The following is a 20,960-nucleotide window of genomic DNA, read 5'->3' as shown; positions in this document are numbered from 1 at the left end:
TTCACAATATATTGTAAAACTCTTCATCAAATAGCTTGTTAAGATAACGGCAGATAGAAAACGAGCTACTAACAGATTGTGCTATCGACGTAAATTTAATAATTAAAACTGTCACAGCAAAATAATTACAAGTGACAGTAAACCCGATTATAAATCCCAAATATAAATTCGAATAATAAGGACAGTAACTATGTCAGACATTACTACTATCAACCCAACCACGGGCGAAGAAATCAGTAACTATAATTATATGAGCAACGATGAAGTCAACAAGATTGTCGATGCTTCACATAACGCATTTCTAGAATGGCGTACAGTGAGTCACGAAGAACGTGGCCGTGTTATCAAATCTATCGGTGATAAGCTGATGGAATATAAAGAAGAGCTGGCTAAACTGATGACTGAAGAGCGCGGCAAGTTACACAGCCAAAGCATGCAAGAGATTGATCTTTGCAAAGCCATCTGTGATTACACTGCTGAAAATGGCGTCGCTTCTTTAGCTGATGATGTACGTGATATCGAAAGCATGAAAAAAGGGCTAGTGACGTATCAACCTATTGGTATTATCTACGGCATGCAGCCTTGGAACTTCCCAGCGTATCAAGTATTCCGTTATACCATCGCAAACTTGATGGCAGGTAACAGTGTTCTGCTAAAACACGCATCTAACGTAACAGGCTCTGGTCTATTAATCGAAAAAATTCTTCATGAATCTGAATTATCAAGTGATTTGTTCCGTACGATTATCATCGACCATGACCAGTCAGAAGCATTGATTGGCAATGACAAAGTACGTGGCGTGACACTAACAGGTAGTGACAAAGCAGGTGTGATCGTTGGTCAGCAAGCAGCTAAAGCGATTAAGAAAGCGGTATTAGAGCTAGGTTCAAACGATGCATTTATCGTATTAGAAGATGCAGATATCGAAACTGCAGTAGAAACCTGTACTCAAGCACGTCTAATCAATAACGGTGAAACTTGTGTAGCGGCCAAACGCTTTATCGTAGTCGATAGCGTATATGACGAATTCCGCAAGCGTATTGTTGAGAAATTTGAAGGTACCAAAGCGGGTGATCCAATGGATGATAGCTCAGATATCGGTCCATTAGCACGTGCAGATTTGCGTGAGCAACTACATGAGCAAGTAGAGCAGAGTGTTGCTAAGGGTGCAACGATTGCTGTTGGCGGTAAGGTACCTGAAGGTAAAGGTAGCTTCTATCCAGCAACTATCTTAGAGAACGTTGAAAAAGGTCAGCCTGCATACGATGACGAACTATTTGGCCCTGTCGCTTCACTAATTCGTGCAAAAGATGAAGACGACGCAATGCGCATCGCTAACGACAGTCGTTATGGTTTAGGTGGCGCGATTTTCTCGAAAGATGAAGAGAAAGCTGTTCGTTTAGCACGTGAGCAATTCGATACAGGTATGGTCTATATCAATGGTTATGGTCTTGCCAATCCTGCACTGCCATTTGGTGGCGTGAAAAACTCAGGCTATGGCCGTGAGCATGGCGGTTTTGGTATCAAAGAGTTTGTCAACATCAAAGCGGTTCATGTATTCTAAAAATGAACTAATTAGACAAATTAGCTAAATAGATAACTATTTACGATTTTAAATAATTGTGAATAACAAATAGTTATCAAATAAAAAAGCCCAGTTGCTCGTAATGAGTAGCTGGGCTTTTTATTGAGCTATATGAAGTAGTATTAAAATCAACTTAATAAGCTGAGATTTTTATCCGTCTATAAGCAATTGCAAAGGCAACTTAGGTAAATAAGTTTGTGTTTGCGATGATGTATTATTTGCTTCAAGTGATAATACATTTTTTACTAGTAGTAAAATCGTCCAAGGTAGCAACTGATGTTCAAGTTTCTGTATCCGTGACTGTAAGCTCTCTACTGTGTCGTTAATATCGACATTCAATACAGCTTGAGTCAATACTTGACCTGCATCAAGCTCCGCCGTCACTTTATGAATACTACAACCGTGACGACGTTCACCCGCTTGTATGACTCGTTTGTGAGTATCTAAACCCTTATAAACTGGAAGTAGAGAAGGGTGAAGGTTAATCATGGGCGCTGGTACATTATCGATAAATGAACCACTTAATACACGCATAAATCCGGCCAAGACGATTAAGTCGGGTTGCCATGCTATTAGCTGCTCATTGGCATGGGTTTCAAATGTTTTGATGCCCATACGTTTGCCATTAGCAACGTGTGACAATACCGCAACTGGAATATTGGCATCTTTAGCACGTGTCAATGCATAAGCATCTTCACGGTTACTAATAACACCAACGATTTCAATCGGTAGCGCCCCTGCTTGCATGGCATTGATTAATACTTGCAGGTTGCTACCACTTCCTGAGACTAGAACAGCAATGCGTAATGGTTTGATAGGCTGACTTGCGTTATCAATTGACATTAACGGTACACCACTGCATCCGCTTGGTCATCAGTGCTGCGTTTGACCATTTCACCTATTTGCCAAGCTGTTTCGCCCGCATCAGTCAAGGTCTGGATAGCAGCTTCTGCTTTGTCTTTTGGCATAACGATGACAAAACCAACGCCGCAGTTAAAGGTACGGTACATCTCGCTCTGCGCGATATTACCTTGAGTCTGTAGCCAAGTGAATAGCTCTGAGAACTGCCAGCTATTGGTATCGATGCTAGCCGCTAAGTTATCAGGTAGTACACGTGGTAAGTTATCTGTCAGACCACCACCTGTGATGTGTGACATCGCATGTAAAGCTGAGCTGCCAAGCGAATCTTGTAATGCTTTGATTGCTTTTACATAGATACGGGTAGGAGCCATTAGAGCATCTTGAATAGGCTGACCGTCTAGTTGCTCGTCACTACTCGTAACATCCACACCGCTAACTTCGATGACTTTACGAACCAATGAGTAGCCGTTTGAGTGTGCGCCACTTGAGGCAAGTGCAATCAGTACGTCGCCTTCTGCGACATTTTCACCAGTGACGACTTCTGCTTCTTCAACCACACCTACACAAAATCCAGCTAGATCGTAATCATCATCTTGATACATGCCTGGCATTTCAGCAGTTTCGCCACCGATGAGCGCACAGTTAGCTAATTTACAACCATCACCAATACCAGTTACGACAGTCGCCGCAACATCAACATCTAGCTTACCAGTTGCATAGTAGTCTAAGAAGAATAATGGCTCTGCGCCGCAAACCAACAGATCATTGACGCACATCGCCACCAGATCAATACCAATCGTGTCATGACGGTTCAGCTGTAGCGCCAATTTTAGTTTGGTGCCGACGCCATCAGTGCCAGAAACCAATAATGGTGAGGTATAACCTGTTGGGATACGGCATAACGCACCAAAACCGCCAAGTCCACCCACGACTTCAGGACGAGTAGTGGCTTTTGCAACGGACTTGATTCGCTGAACCAAAGCATCGCCTGCATCGATATCAACACCGGCATCTTTGTAGCTTAAAGAAGGCTTGTCACTCATAGTCATCTCACAGTTGGGGATAGATAATTTGGATTAGAAGGTAAAGTAATTGAGCACGCAAAAATCAGCGTTATAAAGTTCAAAAGCAAAGTTTAAAGACAGTGCGCGCATTATACCCAAAAACAGACCTTACTCGCAAAGCAACTTGCCAATATTTGACTAAGATTTGCATTAAGTGGCAAATAAGCCGTTAAGAAACAAAAAATGACTGATTTTTTGTTGTACTCTGCGATAATAGAACGCTAAATTTATTGTCAATAATGGCCTTAATACAAGTCCAAATGTGATTGATAGAATAAAAAATAATAAACATAAATTTATTAAGAATTAGATTTTTTAGGAACGTTGATACGTCTTAGTCTAGCTAGCTAAAACTAATGAGAAAAGAAAGAAATTAGCCTAGTGATACATTGTGATAGCTATAGTTATACCATTTAGAAATCGCTATCACTGACTGACTCCCTGTCACTTTTTCAAACCTGTCAATTTTTTAACCTCGTCCAACTATAGGATTACTTGCCATGATGAATCAACCAATAGATCCTTTTTTTCGGCGTTTATTTATTGTCGTGGCGTTAGTGGTGGCTGTGTTTCTTTTGTATTTAATGATGCCCGTCATCGTGCCCTTCGTTTTTGCCTTTATGCTGGCTTACCTATTTAATCCTCTAGTCAAGCGCCTATCAAAATATATCAAGCGCTGGGTCGCGATTATTATTGTCTACTCGACGATTACTTTGGGGATGGCGTTATTATTGTGGTGGTTGGTACCGACGTTGTGGCATCAGTTGCAAGCGGCTTGGGATTATTTGCCAAAGATATTTAATTGGTACAACCAAGTAGTACGAGAGTGGTTCAATAGTAATACTCGTATCAAGCTGCCCCAATTAGAGTCGAAAGAGTTTTCCGATACCCTCGTCGATTATATGCAAACGAACTATAAGTTCGCTGATGCTAGCACTATGATGAGCCAAATACTGACCTCAAGTATGAACTTCATCAATAATGCAGGTCTTATTGTATTAGTGCCTATTTTGACCTTTTACTTCCTATTTAATTGGGATCAGCGTTTACATAACTGGAAGATGGCGATACCAGGTGCTTACTGCCAAAAAGTAACTGAAATAGCTAAAGAGTGTGATCTGGCATTGATGGCGTTTATCAAAGGTCAATTATTGGTGATGGTGTTGCTAGGCGCTATTTATGCTGTACAGTTACAGCTAATTGGGCTAGAGCTCGGGCTTATCATTGGTATGGTAGCAGGCATAGCCAGTTTTGTGCCGTACTTAGGGTTTGGTATTGGTTTTATCGCGGCTATTATCGCCTGCCTATTTCAATTCGGATTGGACTGGACGTATTTGTCATTGGTCGTAGGTGCGTTCTTGATTGGACAAGCTGCAGAAGGTTATATCCTACAACCATTGCTGTTAGGTGATAAGATTGGTCTATCGCCATTATGGGTCATATTCGCCGTATTGGCAGGTGCCAGTCTATTAGGTTTTGTTGGTATGCTAATCGCCTTGCCAGTGTCCGCTGTCTTAAACGTCTTGTTCCGCCATTTATACAGCTATTATCGAACAACTGACTTTTATAAAGGCCGTAAACAACTAGCATTGTTTGAAAAAAGATAATTATCTTATTATTGAACATACTAGATAAAGATTGATATGCAATATTAGGATATGAACACAATGATTGATAAGGCTTAATGGGTAAAAGACTTGTCAGTCATTTTGTAAATATGTTATATATAGGCGCAGTGTTGATAGTATCAACCGTTTTGGTACCAGTTTTGCTAACGTTGTTTTTAACAAAGTGACTGACCGATTTTTGCAAAGGCTATAGGGCCATTACTTACAGCTGTATCGGCTAGTATTGACAGTAATGAATACAGCTCAAAACAATCTATCTTTTCTATTATATTTTTCCATTGCACTACGCAACACGAGTTGATGATTCATGGCAGAAGCACAGCTAAGTCTCAATCTGGACATTAAGCATGATGCAAGTCTCAGCGACTTTGCCGGTCCCGGTTGGATGTCGATTATTGATGCAGTACGGCAGTTACATGTCGGCCTGATCGGTCAACTATATCTGTTTGGTAGCCCTGCTACAGGTAAGTCCCATTTGCTGTCTGCTATTTGCGAGTCATTTATCGAGATGGACAAATCGGCTATTTGTTTGTCCCTTAACGAGCTGATTCATACAGATGTCCACGTACTATCATCGTTAGAAAACTTTGATTTGATTGCTATCGATGATTTGGAAGTGCTTGAGCAAAGCAGTCAGTGGCAAGAAGCTTTATTTCACCTGATCAATCGTAGCCGAGAAGGGCAACGCCAGTTATTGTTTGCCGCTAATAAACCAGCCGACGACTTACCATTCCAGTTAAGAGATTTAATGACACGTTTGGCACAAGCACCGACCTTTAAAGTGCCTACTGGTCATGATTTAGCAGATAGACAAGCATTATTACAGTCTATTTTGCGTCGACGTGGATGGCAGTTTGACGATCGAATTATTGATCATTTATTGACCGATGGACCGCATCGTATCGGTGCGATGATGGAAGTACTTAATTATATTCAACCAATGTTCTCTAACCTTGGTCGCAGTAATATCTCAAAAGCGGTCATAAGTGATGCTTTGCGTACCATCGATGAGCAGACGCTTGCCGCGGAACTGGCGGATATCGCTCAAGAGACACAAGTGGATAATGACACGCCTGATCAAGACCAACATACGATGCCACTTGATTTTTAGCAGCAAAAAATGAATAACCGTTAGAATACGAATCTTTTGTCCAACTCGCTTTTACTATTAATGGAATAACTTATGAAATCGAATGCTTCTTTGCTAAAAAAATTAACGATAGGTACGTTATTGGTAGGTGCTGCCTCGGTCTCTATGTTGTCACAGGCAGCAGTGACCCTACAGGTTGATGACCATATCAAAGTAACTGCTATTAATGGGCAGGAAATTCAGCAGAGCGCTTTTCAGCCGCTGCAGAAAACATTTACGTTACAGCCTGGACAACACGCTATTACTGCTAAGTATGACCGTCTATATAACTTGCCTCGTGATCAGCACGACTATTTGCGTTCAGGTAACGTCAGCGTGACAGCACAATTAGCCGACAATCAAACATATCGTTTGACTATGCCTAATCAACCAGAAGCATATGAAGCTGCTAAAGACTATGCCAAGCAGCCAACGCTCGCTGTGCAACAGAACAATACGGTCATTGCTAGTCAGCAAAGTATGGTCGGTAATCAAGGCGGCATATTCTCAGGCATTGGTAAAGCACTAGGCGGCGTGTTCGGCGGTGCAGGTGATGCAGAGTTACAGAACCAACGTGCTATCGCCTCTTTAGATCAACCAGTAGTAAATACTACTAGCAACATCAATACTGGCACGACCACTGTTAAGCAAGCATCTAGCGTAAATACTTCTACCAGTACGCTAGATACGTTTATGCAAGTATGGCTACAAGCCACGCCTGCTGAACGTGAAAAAATGCGTCAATGGATCCAAAAATAAAACAGTTTTCTATAAAAGATAGACAATAAAAAAGCACCTAATTAGGTGCTTTTTTATTATTTAGAATTTGATAATTGTTAGAGTTGGTAAGGTTAAGTCGAATAAAAACTAAAAACTCTTAACCCAAAAACGCATTATACATCCATACCAGTTTTTCTTGCTCTTGTACGTAAGCATCAACTAGGTCAGCTGAACCTTGGTCTTCGCTATCTTCTGCTAGGGCTGATACTTGGCGCTGCTCTGCGATTAACGTTTGCAAGCCAGTGACCACACCTTTAACGCAGCTTGTGCCGTCTTTAACGTTTTTGTCTTCACTGATGCTAGTATGCTGCGTAAAGTCGCTGTAAGCGTGAAGTGGTGTACCACCCAACGTTAAAATGCGCTCGGCGATTTCGTCGATTTGGACCTGTAGTGACGTATATAGTTCTTCAAATTGTGGATGCAAAGTAAAGAAATGCTCACCTTTTACATTCCAATGATAACCACGTACGTTTAAATAAAACACGTGATACGTCGATAGTAGATTGTTTAATTTGGCGATGACTTCGCTCATGTCTGCTTTTTCTAGACCGATCTGGTTAGTAGCATTATTAGAATTACTCATAGTATTGTCCTTATAGTGTGAGTGTAGTTATACGATAATAAGTAAAGAAGGATAAAGGCTCTAATAAATTAATATACAGCGAAAAATACTTTAGTTTTCATCTGTAACTATTAACATAGATTCTATCTCTTTCTTTGATGCTTATAATAATAGCAAACTATTATTAATAAGTTAAATTTAATAAATACAATTTTACGATTGGTTTTATAAAACTTAAATCAGGTCTCTATATTGTTTTTCTAAACGATAGAGAGACCTCATTACATTTACGCTGGTGGCTGCAAGTTTTCAGGATTTAAGCCTTTCACAGGAACCACTTCTTGTAAATGTTGACGTATCGTATCGATAGGAAACTTCTGTGCTTGCAAGCGTTTCGGTACGATTTGGCTACCTTGTTGACCTTTTAGCTCAAACATCATAAAGATATAGTCGTCAGTCTCATCCCAGCTCTTGATAGAGGTCCAAGGAATAACTGCTTGCTGAGTCGCGCCTGCACGCATTTGCATACCACGCATTTGCGAGTTTTTCATCATATCAGGCTGGTTGCTTGGCATCGCCATGACTAGACCATGCTTTTGCACACCTAACTTCATCTGGCGCATTTCATCTGGCATCTCTTGATCGGCAACTTGTTTGTCAAACTCTCTTTTTACGTACCATTTAAAACCTAAGGTACGCGCCAATAAATAAATCACCACACCAACCAGCATTAACCAAAAGATAATGGTTGAATAGCCTGTTACAAAGATCAGTCCTGCAATAGCGAGTACCACAACCACGGCCATGATGATCCACTCTTTGGTCTTAAAGCTTGATAAACCAAAAGAGGGACTGGCACTGGCAAACAGTTCATACTGTGCTTGGTGAAATTCAGCCTCAGTTAGGTTTAAGGCGACAGGTTGGAGCGTGTAGGGGTACAGGGCCATAAAGGTTTCTCAAATACTTATATTAAAAGCGTTGGATTAAAACTGCCAAAGCGAAGCAGCAATGCTGTACTTGGCTAGAAGTGAATAAAGGTATGCGCTTATCTTACCGAAAAGTACTCCTAAATGAAACATATAAGCAAGACTGTTCACGGATAGATGTCATATTAATGACGTAGTTCATGCTCTATACTCAGCTTACTAAGACTAGACGAAAGTAAAAGTGAGCAATTAACAACAGAATCACTTGTGACAAGCGATTAGCATAATGAACAAAACCTAGTAAGAAGCAGTCAAAAACAGTGAAAAGCAGTCAAAGATATCCAAAACATGGTCAAATCTGCCGTGTCTTGGTATTATAGCGTCTACAAGATACGTTGATATAAAACATAACGTCATAGCCGGTTATCACAAAGACCGTGATAGCGATACGCTAGGCAATTACCTTATTAATAATACTTTTAAACCTTTTACTCACCTTTAGTGTTACAGGCAACTACTATGATTGATCCGAAACTCTTACGCGGCGATTTAAGCGACCTACAACAGCAGCTAGCCACCCGTGGTTATGAGCTTAATATGGAGTTCTGGCAAACGATTGAAAATGAGCGTAAGTCTCTACAAGTCAAAACCGAAGAGTTGCAATCGCGCCGTAATGCTGGTGCAAAGCAAGTAGGTGCCCTAAAAAAATCAGGCGAAGATGCCAGTGAGCTATTGGCTGAGATGCAAAGCGTTAGCGGTGAGATTAAAGCTGCGGAAGACGAGCTACGTACCCTACAAGAGCGTATCACTCAAGCAGCTTTGCAAATTCCAAATATTCCGGCGGCAGATGTACCAGTCGGTACGTCAGAAGACGATAACGTAGAAGTGCGTAAATGGGGCACGCCGCGTACGTTTGACTTTGAAATTCAAGATCATACTCATATCGGTGAGACGCTTGGTATGCTCGACTTTGAAGCCGCGACTAAGTTGACTGGTAGTCGTTTTAACGTGCTAAAAGGTCAATTGGCGCAGCTACACCGTGCACTGATTCAATTTATGCTCAACACTCATACCATGAAATACGGCTATCTTGAGACCTATGTGCCTTATATCGTCAATAGTGATAGTCTAAAAGGCACAGGTCAGCTGCCTAAGTTTGAAGATGATTTGTTTAAATTGAGCAATCACACCAATAATGATGAGATGGATTTTTATCTGATTCCAACCGCTGAAGTGCCAATGACCAATTTGGTACGCGGCGAGCGTTTGGATATTAAAGAGCTTCCATTAAAATTCACGGCGCATACACCATGTTTCCGTAGTGAAGCTGGCTCACACGGGCGTGATACTCGCGGCTTGATTCGTCAGCATCAGTTTGAAAAAGTTGAAATGGTCAATGTCGGTACCGCTGAGCAATCTGATGACTTGCTTGAGGCAATGACAGGGCAGGCTGAATATATCTTGCAGCAGTTGAATTTGCCATACCGCACGGTACAGCTATGTACGGGCGATATGGGTTTTGCTGCACAAAAGACTTATGACATCGAAGTATGGCTACCAAGCCAAGATACCTATCGTGAAATCTCTAGTTGCTCTAACTGTGGTGATTTCCAAGCGCGCCGTATGGGTACCCGTGTCAAAGATGGCAAGCAAACCAGCTTAGCTCATACTTTAAATGGTTCAGGTTTGGCCGTGGGTCGTACGCTACTGGCAGTGATGGAAAATCATCAAAACGCTGATGGTAGCATCACGATTCCAGAAGTATTACGTCCGTTTATGGGTGGTGCTGAGACTATTTCAGTTTAATAAATTGACTATAAGTAATGAGCTGCCTGTCACTTAGGTCACTCGCAGCCTGTTATTTATAACTTAAATCAAAGTCCTTCATTGCTCATAGTTTAACAAAGCTGATGTGAGTCATTGCTAAATATAAACGGTCTTGTTACCGCATTTTTGGCTAGGCTCATAGCAAATATGTTAATATTGCATTTTTATTTTATAGCCTATCCATTGAGGACGCCTGCCGCGTTTTTGATGGATTATCCTCTGAGTAAACTCTCCTCTTATCTTTATACGACTCATTCGAATATTAGGACACTCTATGCCAGCTCCAATTAGCGAACGTAAACTAGCCAATGCCATCCGTGTACTGTCGTTTGACGCGGTTCAAAAAGCCAACTCTGGACATCCGGGTGCGCCAATGGGTATGGCTGATATTGCCGAAGTTTTGTGGCGCAAATTTTTGAAGCACAATCCAGCAGATCCTAATTGGCACAACCGTGATCGCTTTGTACTGTCAAACGGTCATGGCTCGATGCTCATTTATTCATTGCTACATTTATCGGGCTATGATGTCAGCGTTGATGACCTAAAAGGCTTCCGTCAGCTGCACTCAAAAACCCCAGGCCATCCTGAACTTGGTTACACGCCTGGTGTAGAAACGACGACTGGTCCGCTAGGACAAGGCATTGCTAATGCCGTTGGTTTTGCAATCGCAGAAAAAACCCTAGCTGCACAGTTCAACCGTGACGGTCATAACATCGTCGATCATCATACCTATGCATTTTTAGGCGATGGTTGCTTGATGGAAGGTATCAGTCATGAAGTTTGCTCACTAGCTGGCACGTTGGCGCTTGGCAAATTGGTATTCTTCTACGATGATAATGGTATCTCAATTGACGGTAATGTCGAAGGCTGGTTCACTGATGATACGCAAGCGCGCTTTGAGTCATACGGCTGGCAAGTGATCAAAGTTGACGGTCATGATACTGATGCAATTACGCAAGCGACTGAGCAAGCGATTGCAGAGACTGCTAAGCCAAGTCTAATTATTTGTAAAACGACTATCGGTGCTGGTAGCCCGAACAAGCAAGGTCTAGCGGCCAGTCATGGTGCACCACTTGGTGATGATGAGATTGCCTTGACTCGTGATGCGCTATCTTGGAAGCATGCCCCATTTGAATTAGATGACGAAATCTATGAAGCGTGGGATGCTAAAGCCAAAGGCGACGTCCAGCAAAAGAACTGGGATGCAGACTTTGCAGCGTATAAAAAAGCCTATCCAGAGCTTGCAGCAGAATTGTCACGCCGTCTCAATGGCGAGTTGCCTGCTGACTTTGACAGCCAAGCACAGGCCTATATTCAGCAAACTCAAGAAGCGGGCGGCGATGTCGCTAGTCGTAAAGCCAGTCAAAATGCAATCAATAGCTTGCAGCCATTATTACCAGAATTATTGGGCGGTTCAGCAGATTTAGCTGGTTCAAACCTCACGCTATTTAAAGGCGCTAAAGGTATCGAAAAAGACGCTGACGGCAACTATATCTATTATGGTGTACGTGAGTTCGGTATGACCGCGATTGCCAATGGTATCGCATTGCATGGCGGCTTTATCCCTTACGTAGCGACGTTCCTAATGTTTATGGAATACGCACGTAACGCGGTACGCATGGGCGCATTGATGAAGCAGCGCGTCATCCATGTGTATACGCATGACTCTATTGGTTTGGGTGAAGATGGTCCAACGCATCAGCCAGTTGAACAATTGACTAGCCTACGTACCACGCCAAACCTACGTACATGGCGTCCGTGTGATGCAACTGAATCTGCAAGCGCTTGGGTAGAAGCAATCAAGTCTGAAAACAACCCATCAGCGTTGATCTTTAGCCGTCAGAGTCTGCCACACCAAGCACGTGATAGCGAGCAAGTAGCGAACATTACCAAAGGCGGTTATGTACTGGCAAAAGAACAAGGCGAGCTACAAGCCATCATCATCGCTACTGGTTCAGAAGTCGGTCTTGCGATGGAAGCGTATGAGGCGTTGAGCGCAAACGGTGTTGGTGTCCGTGTAGTGTCTATGCCATGTGCAGAGATTTTCGTTGAGCAAGATGCTAGCTATCGTGAAGCGGTATTGCCTGCCAATATCCGTGCTCGCGTCGCAGTCGAAGCGGCACATGTAGATTATTGGTATAAGTTCGTTGGTTTAGATGGCAAAGTCATCGGTATGACGACTTATGGTGAATCTGCTCCAGCTAGCGATCTATATAAAGAGTTTGGTATCACGACTGATGCTGTGATCGAAGCGGTAAATAGTTTGGTGTAATAGACCTAACTGAGTTAGTATCGAAGGAAAAGCCATCAGAGAAATCTGGTGGCTTTTTTTATGGCTTAATCTTTGGCTTTTCTTTTGGTCTGCTTTCATCAATATGGCTATCGGTAAAATAACTGCTGCAATCAGTACTAAATTCTGTGCCTCAACATGATGATTTAGTGGTAAATTAGAATAGATTGATTGCTCACAAAGTTAAGTTTTATTTCTTGTGCAGCTCTCATATAAAAATAAATTATATGACTATAGAACTGGAAAAATTAGATGGATAGTATCGAACTGGCAAATGCTATTACATGGCTAAAACAGATTGAACTAAGTGAAGGCTTGATAGCAGCCTGCATAATCGGAATATTTGGACTGTGCGGTATTCTCATTACTCAGAGAGCTGAACGCAAAAAGGAGTATGAAGCCTTTTTGAGAATAAAGTTTGAGGAAGTGGTTTTTAGACTAGTTGATTTTGCAGCCATTATTCATGAAGTACAATCTAAAAGTTTTTCAAGCAATGATGATGAAGCTTTAGATGTTGATGAATTTTACAGAGAAGGTGGCAAGATAGAAATATTAATAGCTTTATATTTTCCAGAGCTTGAGAAAAAATATGAGTTGTTTTTAAATGCAGGGGGAGACCTGATAAATGCACAGCATGAATATGAAACTAATCCTAACGATAGTACTTTAGATGTACTTAAACAGCTTGATGAAGAGTATGATCGGGTTTATAAGAGTTTTTATAAACATATCAAAACATGTTCTTTTGCTTATGCCAAGCCTTTAAAACATCGTAAGAGAGTGCTGATTAATTAAATTTAAAGAGTTTTGGTATTACGCTTAGCACATTCTATAACCATTCTAAAGATCGCTATTATGTCCCTAAAATCTAGCTTTAAAGGTTTCCTAGGTGAAACCGTCATCAATGTTGCTATGTGGCTTAAGCTTGAAAAAGATGTTTATCATCGATTAAACGGTATTACCTTGCCAAGAGCCAGTGGCGGCAGTACCCAAATCGATCATATCATCGTTTCTGTATACGGCATCTTTGTGATTGAGACCAAAAACTATAAAGGCTGGATATATGGTAGCGAGAAGCAAAAGCAGTGGACACAAGCTTTCAAAAATGGAAGTACATTCAAATTCCAGAACCCACTGCGCCAAAATTATTTGCATATCAAGACGCTCGCAGATTTATTAGGATTAGAGCTGAGCTACTTTCATTCGATGATTGCTTTCATCGGTGAATGTGAGTTGAAAACCCGTGATGAGTTGCCTGAACACGTATTGACAGGTGGTATGGTGTCTTATGTGAAGAAAAAACAAGATAAGATACTCACTGAAGATGAGGTTGCATCTATTGTTGAGCAGATTAATAACAATAGATTTAGTAAGTCTTGGCGCACCAACAGAGAGCATAAAGCCTATCTAAAAGACAAGCATAGTAATCCAAGCCAGAATACAAATAAACAGCCTAGCGATAATACTAATGATAAACCAGTTGCTAAAGTGGCTAATGAGTCTATACCAGAGCCGATAGTAAAAGAGACCGCTAAACGCGCTATTCTAAAAAGTAGAGAGGTGCATCGATGGTCTGGTCAGACTGAAATTGAATCTACCACGTTACCAATTGATAGTATGGACACTCAGCAGGCAGTCACTCAGTATACAATTACATCGCACGATATTGCTGATAAGGTTTTTCTTACACCGTTTGAGGTTATAGAGCCTGAATTAGCAGCGAGTTCCTCTGCGACAGTTGAGGTGATAAACCATACAGCTGATTTTATTCAAACGCCAACCTGCCCGAAATGTAACGGTGAAACGATCAAGCGAATGGCAAAAAAAGGCCTGAATCAAGGGCAGGCCTTTTTTGGTTGTAGCCAATTTCCTAAATGTCGCGGTGTGGTGAATATTGATTAGTCGTTAGCCATTTTAACCTTAGCCATCCTAACTTTAGTCACCTTAACCATATATCTCTTCTAAACGTAAACAAGCAACCAATCGACCGTCCCATTCGCGCAGTTGTGGCTCTACTTTGCTGCATTGCTGTTTGGCATAGGGGCAGCGTTTATGTAGGGCGCAGCCACTTGGCGGGTTGAGCGGACTTGGTAACTCACCTTGTAGGGTCAAATCATTTTTATGGCCATTTACCGTTGGTGCCGCAGCCAATAACGCGATGGTATAAGGATGTTTTGGTGCATTATAAATCGCTTCTTTGGGGCCGTGTTCGACGGCCTGACCCAAGTACATCACCATTACATCATCAGCGACGTGACGCACAACGGATAAATTGTGCGAGATAAAGACGTAAGCGGTACGATACTCATCCTGCAAATCCATAAATAGATTTAAGACTTGCGCCTGAATCGATACATCGAGTGCGGAAGTTGGCTCATCAGCGACGACGATTTTAGGGTTGAGCATCATGGCGCGTGCGAGGGCAATACGTTGACGCTGACCACCCGAAAACATATGCGGATAACGACCAGCGTGTTCGGGTCGTAGACCCACATGTCTCATCATCTCGTTAATTTTGTCGCGCTTTTCTTCTTTAGACAGTTTGGTATGGATATCCAATGGTTCTGTCAATTGATAGCCAATGGTATGACGCGGATTTAAGCTACCATAAGGGTTTTGAAAGACCATTTGAATTTCAGTACGCAACTCTTTGAGTGCTTTTCTACTATAGCCAGTGGTGCCTTCATCGTTGATAAATAGTTCACCATGTGTAGGCGCTTCGATCAGTGTCAACTGGCGGGCAAGGGTAGATTTACCGCAGCCTGACTCACCAACGACGGCCAATGTCTTGCCAGCTTCAAGCTCGAATGAGACACCATTGAGCGCTTTCACGTAGGCTTTTGCTTTGCCCAGACCTTGTGATACTGGGTAGTGTTTGTGTAGATTGTCTGCTTTCAGGACCACTTTATTACTCATACTTGTGACTCCAAGGTAGCAGCGTGAGAGGGGCGAGAGGTAATATCAGAATCAATACAGCGCACCTTGCCATTGGGTGTATCTAAAATAGGTGGCGGAACTTCGCAAGCAGGTTCTTTATACGGGCAACGTGGAGACAACAAGCAACCAGCTGGCCGGTCATATTGACTTGGCACAACCCCTGGTAAGCTGTTTAACCGATCTTGACCGATGGCTAATTCAGGGATTGCTTGTAGCAATGCTTCAGTATAAGGATGTGCAGGCTTTTGAAAAATCTCTGGCACGGTACTGGTTTCGACCACTTGTCCAGCATACATGACCGCGACATCACGCGAGTTTTGTGCAACCAGACCCAAATCGTGGGTAATTAATACCATGGCCATTTGTTTTTCGCGTTGTAATCGGCTGAGCAAATCCATAATTTGCGCCTGTACGGTGACATCCAAAGCCGTGGTTGGTTCATCTGCGATCAGGAGTTTTGGCTCGCAAGCAATGGCCATCGCAATCATAACCCGTTGGCTCATACCACCTGATAGTTGATGCGGATAGACCTTGAGTCTGTTTTTGGCATCGGGCATTTCGACCAACTCTAACAGCTCTAAGATACGTGTTTGTACGGCTGCGCCTCGTAAACCAAGGTGTTTGCGTAGTACTTCACCTAGCTGCATCTCAACCGTAAAGCTTGGATTTAGGCAAGACATGGCGTTCTGAAAAATCATAGAGATGTCTTTGCCAATGATGCCGCGTCTCTCTTTGGCTGACATACTGAGCATATCTGTATTATCAAATATCACTCGCTGTGCACGAACGGTCGCAGAAGGTGGCAACAGCCCCATCAGCGCCATCATAGTGACTGATTTACCTGAGCCAGATTCACCCACGACAGCGATGACCTCACCTTGGGTAATCTTCAACGATACATCATCGACTGCGCGAAAGGCACGCACTCCTTGTCCAAAAGTGACAGACAGGTTTTCAATATCTAGCAGCAATGGTGAGTCTTTTGTTGATGCGCCATTCATAGACGTGTGAGTGATAGGCGTATTAATTAATGGTTCAGTCATCTTAGGTCACCTGCTTTAATTTAGGATCTAGCGCATCGCGTAAGCCATCACCAGTCAGGTTGATCGATAGTGCAGCCAAGAAAATAGCGACACCCGGCCAGATGGCTAGCCAAACGTTACTTTGAATATATTGACGCGCCGTACCTAGCATCGCGCCCCATTCGGCATCAGGTGGCTGTACGCCAAAGCCTAAGAAACCAATCGCACCTGCTTCTAAAATAGCAGACGAGAAAATCATCGTTGCCTGTACGATAAGCGGTGCCATACAGTTGGGCAAAATGGTGATAAACAACAATCTGAGCACGCCAGCACCCATCACTTGTGAGGCAATAAAGTACTCACGTTGCAGCTCTACCATCGCAGTCGCACGAGTCAGCCGAATAAATGGCGGTGTACAGACCAGTGCAATCGTAATAATCGTATTGGTCATAGATGGCCCTAAGATAGCAGCAATGATAATCGCCAATAGCAAGCTCGGATATGACATCAAGATATCATTGACCAACATGACCGCTTTACCCCAGACCTTTGGCCAGAACGCTGCACTCAGCCCAAGTGAGATACCAACCAACATCGCCAAAGTCGTTGCGCTTAGACCGATAAACAACGAATAACGTGCGCCATACATCACTCGAGACAATGTATCTCGGCCCGCATCATCAGTACCTAGCCAAAACATCGCATTGCCGCCATCAAGAAAGGCAGGCGGTAATTGCTCTTGACCAGTGAACAACTCATAAGGATCGTGAGGGGCAATAGCAGGCGCAAGTATGGCAACTAGAACCATTAATGCCAGTACAATAAAACCAATTACTGCGCCTTTGTTTCGGCAGAACGTCGATAAAAATAGCTGCCAAGATGACGGCGGTGTGGCTGCCATCAGGTTGACATCAGAGGGGAGAACAGAAGGCTTCATGAGCATTTCCTATAGTGGCTAGCGCAGTGACATTTTTTAGAATCTTATTCATAAAAAAGTACTAAGCATTGCTAAAACTTCACTTGAGCGCTAATCATCACTATTTATAATGTGAGTATTTATCAATGTTAGATTAAGAAGTATGGCGAATACGTGGGTTGATCAGACCATACAAAATATCAATAAATAAACTAACCAAAATCAGAGCGGTGGCGACCAATAAAATACCATTTTGTACAATAGGGTAGTCGCGTGTGAAAAACCCATCGAGTAACCAATTACCAACGCCTGGCCAACTAAAGATAGTCTCAGTAATAATGGCACCTGCGAGCAATGTCGCCATCTGTAGGCCAACGACTGTAACCACAGTAATCAAGGCATTACGCATTACGTGGACTAGTATCACTCGGCGCGGAGATAAGCCTTTGGCTCGTGCTGTACGCACGTAATCCTCGTCTAACACCTCTAGCATCGCAGAGCGTGTCATCCGCGCAATCATCGCTAACGGAATGGTCGATAAGGCAATAGAAGGTAGGATAAAGTGTTTGACCACGTTCCAAAACGCGCCAGGTTCTCCTGAGCTTAGTGAGCCAAGTAACCATGAACCATACAGTGGCTGCACATCTAAAAACTGTGCAACAGATATCACCCCAGCGACGGGTAACAGACCAAGATAGTGAGCGAATATACCAGTCAGGATAGGTCCCAATAAGTAGATAGGCATAGAATATCCTGCCAACGCGCCTGACATTAGGGTGTAATCAATCCATGTACCACGGCGCAAGGCAGCAAAGATGCCTAAGCTAACACCAATGACACTAGCGATAACAATGGCACATAACGCCAACTCTAAAGTAGGAACAAAGTGGGCAAAGAAGTCTTGTAATACGGGCGTACGAGTACGAAAGGATTGACCAAAATCACCTGTTAGGATGCCAGTCAAATAATCCCAATACTGGGCAACGAGTGGTTTGTCTAATCCTAGCCTTTCTAGGGCACGAGCATGTAGCTCTGGATCGACCATACGCTCACCCATCATAATTTCAACCGCATCTCCAGGTACGAGACGAATCAGAGTAAAAGTCGATAGCGTTAGGCCAAGATAGACGGGTATTAAAATGGCAATACGACGCAGAATATAAAGTAGCATGGGCTGCTCAATAGTTGTGGTTCAATGATTAGAGTATTAGCGATGATCAAGAGATCCGTGACAAAGCGATTAATTCATATTGTTCATATAAGTGCGGCTGGAGCAGAGTATCTGACCCAGCCGCACTTATATGAATGAATAAAATGAATAAATTGCTTACGTCGTAACGGAATTAATCAGTCAAGGTTATTCAATTTTTACACCATCGAAACGTATTGAGCCAAGTGGGCTGATTTTATAATCGACCACGTTTGGTGCGGTGAATACGGTCACTACCGAGTGTGCCATTGTCGTCCAAGGAAGCTGCTCTTTGAATATCTGCTGAGCTTGCTCATATTCACTGACACGCTCATCTTGATTGTTAATCTGACGGGCATTGGTCACCAAATTATCGAAGTCTTTATTACACCAGCGCGAGTAGTTGTTACCACCGACCGCGTCACAAGACAATAACGAACCAAGCCAGTTGTCTGGATCACCATTATCGCCAGTCCAACCTGCTAGAATGACATCAGGCTCGCCTTTAGCAGCGCGCTTGAGGTACTCGCCCCACTCATAAGTCACAAGCTTGGTATCGACGCCAATCTTCGCCCAATCTGCTTGTAGCATTTCAGCCATTAGCTTGGCATTTGGGTTGTATGGACGCTGAACTGGCATATACCATAGATTAATAGAAAGGTTATCCGCGCCAGCTTCTTTGATCAGTGCTTTTGCTTTTTCAACATCGTAAGGCGCATCTTTAAGTGACTCGTCATAGCCCCACTGCGTTGGCGGCATTGGGTTGGTTGCTTTGAGGCCTTCGCTCTGATAAACCGCGTTAATAATAGCGTCTTTGTTGATCGCCATATCTAATGCTTGACGCACTTTAAGATCGCTCAGTTGAGGTTTTTCTACGTTGTAACCGACATAGCCGACGTTGAAGCCAGGCTGATCCAGAACGGTGGCTTTACCTGATTTTTTGACAGATTCGATTTCGGCAGGTTTTGGATAAGCGGACACGTGACATTCGCCAGCTTGCACTTTTTGAGCACGAACAGCTGAGTCTTTAGTGATGACAAACACTAGGTTGTCGATATAGATGTCGTCTTTATTCCAATAGTCCGGGTTTTTGGTATAACGAATTTGCGCGTCTTTTTGATATGAGGTAAAGACGAAAGGTCCAGTACCGACGGGCTTAGTATTGATATCAGCAGCATTACCAGAGGCTAGTAATTGATCTGCGTACTCAGCAGAACCAATATAAGCAAAAGGCATTGCTAGGTTCTGTAGGAACGGCGCATTGGTTTCGCTAAGGGTGATTTTTACCGTATAGTCGTCAACCTTTTCGATATTAGAGATGATGTCAGGTAGTCCCATACCGACCGAATATGGGAATTCAGCAGGATAAGCTTTGTTAAATTCAAAGTCTGGGTCAGTGATACGTTCTAGCGTAAAGACAATATCATCCGCGTTGAAATCGCGAGTTGGAGTAAAGTAGTCGGTTGTACCGAATTTAACCCCTTTACGTAGATTAAAGGTATAAGTCTTGCCGTCTTCGCTAATATCCCAGCTTTCAGCAAGTCCTGGTTGAATCTCAGTTTCTGCTCTTTTGAATTCTACTAAGCCATTGTAAATAGGGAAGGCACTCGCATCAAAATCCGTACCTGAAGTATATTGCGCTGGATCAAATCCGGCAGGGCTACCTTCTGAGCAATAGAGCAATGTTTTGGCGGCTTTGGCATCTGAGCTAGCAGCAGAGTCGTCGGTGGTTTTGTTGTCTCCACTACAGGCGCTGATACCTAAGACAAACGTCGCCAACATCGTAAGTTTGAAGAGTGATTTTTGCATTATTACATCCTATGTAATGGTAGGTAGGTACTCATGTATCCATATGTTTGTACTCGAGCATGAATACGATGAGAAAGCGTTTAGTGACCTCTAAAGTGTCTATCTATGCAGTATTTTATATATACAAAATAAAACATATTAAAGGTTGTCATAACTTTAAATTATATAGATGGAAACTAAAAATATAAATAAGTCGTTCGAATATACTCTCTTAATCTGTGGTAATGCAAGCGATAAATAGACTAATTTTGATAAAAAATGCACGGTTTTACCGTATTTAGCATCAATAAGATATTAAATACTAAATTCTATGGCTTTATGTTTATTCGCTCTAAGTAGCAAAGAGACACACTTTTAAATTGCTAACCAGTTACAATTTTACTAAGTGTAAACAATTAGAAATAATAAAGTTATGTCTCTTTAAAGTAATCAGCT

General features: G+C 42.6%; 17 protein-coding genes. 8 read left to right on the top strand and 9 right to left on the bottom strand.

Translation table 11 applies throughout. The features are described from left to right. Positions 1–190: 190 nt before the first annotated feature. Complete coding sequence (locus ACQKCP_RS09305; RefSeq protein WP_427612124.1) at positions 191–1,564, top strand: NAD-dependent succinate-semialdehyde dehydrogenase; 1,374 nt, start codon at positions 191–193, stop codon at positions 1,562–1,564. A gap of 171 nt (positions 1,565–1,735) precedes the next feature. On the opposite strand, the gene purN is transcribed toward ACQKCP_RS09305, so the two are convergent. Both purN and purM read right to left on the bottom strand, forming a co-directional pair. Then, complete coding sequence (gene purN, locus ACQKCP_RS09300; protein WP_427612123.1) at positions 1,736–2,428, bottom strand: phosphoribosylglycinamide formyltransferase; 693 nt, start codon at positions 2,426–2,428, stop codon at positions 1,736–1,738. Further along, a complete protein-coding gene (purM, locus tag ACQKCP_RS09295; protein WP_427612122.1) occupies positions 2,428–3,489 on the bottom strand; it encodes a phosphoribosylformylglycinamidine cyclo-ligase in 1,062 nt (353 codons plus the stop codon). Before purM ends, purN begins: the two co-directional genes overlap by 1 nt. Positions 3,490–4,010: 521 nt before the next feature. Here purM and ACQKCP_RS09290 point away from each other — a divergent pair. From ACQKCP_RS09290 to ACQKCP_RS09280, 3 genes are all read left to right on the top strand, one after another. Further along, positions 4,011–5,117: an AI-2E family transporter gene (locus ACQKCP_RS09290; protein WP_160022555.1), complete on the top strand. Its 1,107-nt coding sequence runs from the start codon at positions 4,011–4,013 to the stop codon at positions 5,115–5,117. 328 nt (positions 5,118–5,445) lie between these two features. Then, the gene (gene hda / locus ACQKCP_RS09285; protein WP_102093670.1) at positions 5,446–6,249 is read left to right on the top strand and encodes a DnaA regulatory inactivator Hda; all 804 of its coding nucleotides are present in this window, start codon (positions 5,446–5,448) and stop codon (positions 6,247–6,249) included. Between the two features lie 72 nt (positions 6,250–6,321). Then, positions 6,322–7,026 (top strand): DUF2057 family protein, encoded by a 705-nt coding sequence (locus tag ACQKCP_RS09280; RefSeq protein WP_427612121.1) that lies wholly within the window; start codon positions 6,322–6,324, stop codon positions 7,024–7,026. Positions 7,027–7,144: 118 nt separating this feature from the next. Here ACQKCP_RS09280 and ACQKCP_RS09275 read toward each other — a convergent pair whose 3' ends face one another. Next, complete coding sequence (locus ACQKCP_RS09275) at positions 7,145–7,630, bottom strand: Dps family protein (RefSeq protein ID WP_427612120.1); 486 nt, start codon at positions 7,628–7,630, stop codon at positions 7,145–7,147. 266 nt (positions 7,631–7,896) lie between these two features. Next, a complete protein-coding gene (locus ACQKCP_RS09270) occupies positions 7,897–8,556 on the bottom strand; it encodes a YcxB family protein (RefSeq protein WP_101206317.1) in 660 nt (219 codons plus the stop codon). A 498-nt stretch (positions 8,557–9,054) separates the two neighbouring features. Between ACQKCP_RS09270 and serS the strand changes: the two genes are divergently transcribed. From serS to ACQKCP_RS09250, 4 genes are all read left to right on the top strand, one after another. Then, positions 9,055–10,341 (top strand): serine--tRNA ligase, encoded by a 1,287-nt coding sequence (gene serS / locus ACQKCP_RS09265; RefSeq protein WP_427612119.1) that lies wholly within the window; start codon positions 9,055–9,057, stop codon positions 10,339–10,341. Between the two features lie 295 nt (positions 10,342–10,636). Then, positions 10,637–12,634, top strand: coding sequence for a transketolase (tkt, locus tag ACQKCP_RS09260; RefSeq protein ID WP_427612118.1), 1,998 nt, complete (start codon positions 10,637–10,639; stop codon positions 12,632–12,634). A 270-nt stretch (positions 12,635–12,904) separates the two neighbouring features. After that, positions 12,905–13,447, top strand: coding sequence for a hypothetical protein (locus ACQKCP_RS09255; protein ID WP_427612117.1), 543 nt, complete (start codon positions 12,905–12,907; stop codon positions 13,445–13,447). A gap of 60 nt (positions 13,448–13,507) precedes the next feature. Beyond that, the gene (locus ACQKCP_RS09250) at positions 13,508–14,554 is read left to right on the top strand and encodes an NERD domain-containing protein (RefSeq protein ID WP_427612116.1); all 1,047 of its coding nucleotides are present in this window, start codon (positions 13,508–13,510) and stop codon (positions 14,552–14,554) included. 42 nt (positions 14,555–14,596) lie between these two features. Here the strand turns inward: ACQKCP_RS09250 and ACQKCP_RS09245 are convergent, their stop codons facing one another. From ACQKCP_RS09245 to ACQKCP_RS09225, 5 genes are all read right to left on the bottom strand, one after another. Then, positions 14,597–15,568 carry a peptide ABC transporter ATP-binding protein gene (locus ACQKCP_RS09245; protein WP_427612115.1) on the bottom strand — a complete coding sequence of 324 codons (972 nt, stop codon included), beginning with the start codon at positions 15,566–15,568 and terminating at the stop codon, positions 14,597–14,599. Next, entirely contained in the window at positions 15,565–16,632 is a 1,068-nt protein-coding gene (locus ACQKCP_RS09240; protein ID WP_427612114.1) for an ABC transporter ATP-binding protein, read from the bottom strand. Before ACQKCP_RS09240 ends, ACQKCP_RS09245 begins: the two co-directional genes overlap by 4 nt. 1 nt (position 16,633) lies before the next feature. Beyond that, a complete protein-coding gene (locus ACQKCP_RS09235) occupies positions 16,634–17,548 on the bottom strand; it encodes an ABC transporter permease (RefSeq protein ID WP_057761128.1) in 915 nt (304 codons plus the stop codon). Positions 17,549–17,681: 133 nt separating this feature from the next. Further along, positions 17,682–18,698, bottom strand: a complete 1,017-nt coding sequence (locus tag ACQKCP_RS09230; protein ID WP_057761126.1) for an ABC transporter permease — start codon at positions 18,696–18,698, stop codon at positions 17,682–17,684. Positions 18,699–18,884: 186 nt separating this feature from the next. Next, positions 18,885–20,525 (bottom strand): ABC transporter substrate-binding protein, encoded by a 1,641-nt coding sequence (locus ACQKCP_RS09225; protein WP_427612113.1) that lies wholly within the window; start codon positions 20,523–20,525, stop codon positions 18,885–18,887. Positions 20,526–20,960 lie beyond the last annotated feature (435 nt).

The organism is Psychrobacter sp. NPDC078631, from assembly GCF_050268165.1.
Lineage (GTDB): Bacteria > Pseudomonadota > Gammaproteobacteria > Pseudomonadales > Moraxellaceae > Psychrobacter.
This window is presented reverse-complemented; position numbering and strand designations above follow the sequence as displayed.

Excerpts from the sequence above, each read along its gene's own strand:
- purN (WP_427612123.1), bottom strand. The coding sequence starts at position 2,428 with ATGTCAATTGATAACGCAAGTCAGCCTATCAAACCATTACGCATTGCT.
- ACQKCP_RS09235 (WP_057761128.1), bottom strand. The coding sequence starts at position 17,548 with ATGAAGCCTTCTGTTCTCCCCTCTGATGTCAACCTGATGGCAGCCACA.
- ACQKCP_RS09255 (WP_427612117.1), top strand. The coding sequence starts at position 12,905 with ATGGATAGTATCGAACTGGCAAATGCTATTACATGGCTAAAACAGATT.
- ACQKCP_RS09230 (WP_057761126.1), bottom strand. The coding sequence starts at position 18,698 with ATGCTACTTTATATTCTGCGTCGTATTGCCATTTTAATACCCGTCTAT.
- hda (WP_102093670.1), top strand. The coding sequence starts at position 5,446 with ATGGCAGAAGCACAGCTAAGTCTCAATCTGGACATTAAGCATGATGCA.
- ACQKCP_RS09245 (WP_427612115.1), bottom strand. The coding sequence starts at position 15,568 with ATGAGTAATAAAGTGGTCCTGAAAGCAGACAATCTACACAAACACTAC.
- ACQKCP_RS09240 (WP_427612114.1), bottom strand. The coding sequence starts at position 16,632 with ATGACTGAACCATTAATTAATACGCCTATCACTCACACGTCTATGAAT.
- ACQKCP_RS09305 (WP_427612124.1), top strand. The coding sequence starts at position 191 with ATGTCAGACATTACTACTATCAACCCAACCACGGGCGAAGAAATCAGT.
- ACQKCP_RS09225 (WP_427612113.1), bottom strand. The coding sequence starts at position 20,525 with ATGCAAAAATCACTCTTCAAACTTACGATGTTGGCGACGTTTGTCTTA.
- serS (WP_427612119.1), top strand. The coding sequence starts at position 9,055 with ATGATTGATCCGAAACTCTTACGCGGCGATTTAAGCGACCTACAACAG.
- ACQKCP_RS09250 (WP_427612116.1), top strand. The coding sequence starts at position 13,508 with ATGTCCCTAAAATCTAGCTTTAAAGGTTTCCTAGGTGAAACCGTCATC.
- tkt (WP_427612118.1), top strand. The coding sequence starts at position 10,637 with ATGCCAGCTCCAATTAGCGAACGTAAACTAGCCAATGCCATCCGTGTA.
- ACQKCP_RS09280 (WP_427612121.1), top strand. The coding sequence starts at position 6,322 with ATGAAATCGAATGCTTCTTTGCTAAAAAAATTAACGATAGGTACGTTA.
- purM (WP_427612122.1), bottom strand. The coding sequence starts at position 3,489 with ATGAGTGACAAGCCTTCTTTAAGCTACAAAGATGCCGGTGTTGATATC.
- ACQKCP_RS09270 (WP_101206317.1), bottom strand. The coding sequence starts at position 8,556 with ATGGCCCTGTACCCCTACACGCTCCAACCTGTCGCCTTAAACCTAACT.
- ACQKCP_RS09275 (WP_427612120.1), bottom strand. The coding sequence starts at position 7,630 with ATGAGTAATTCTAATAATGCTACTAACCAGATCGGTCTAGAAAAAGCA.
- ACQKCP_RS09290 (WP_160022555.1), top strand. The coding sequence starts at position 4,011 with ATGATGAATCAACCAATAGATCCTTTTTTTCGGCGTTTATTTATTGTC.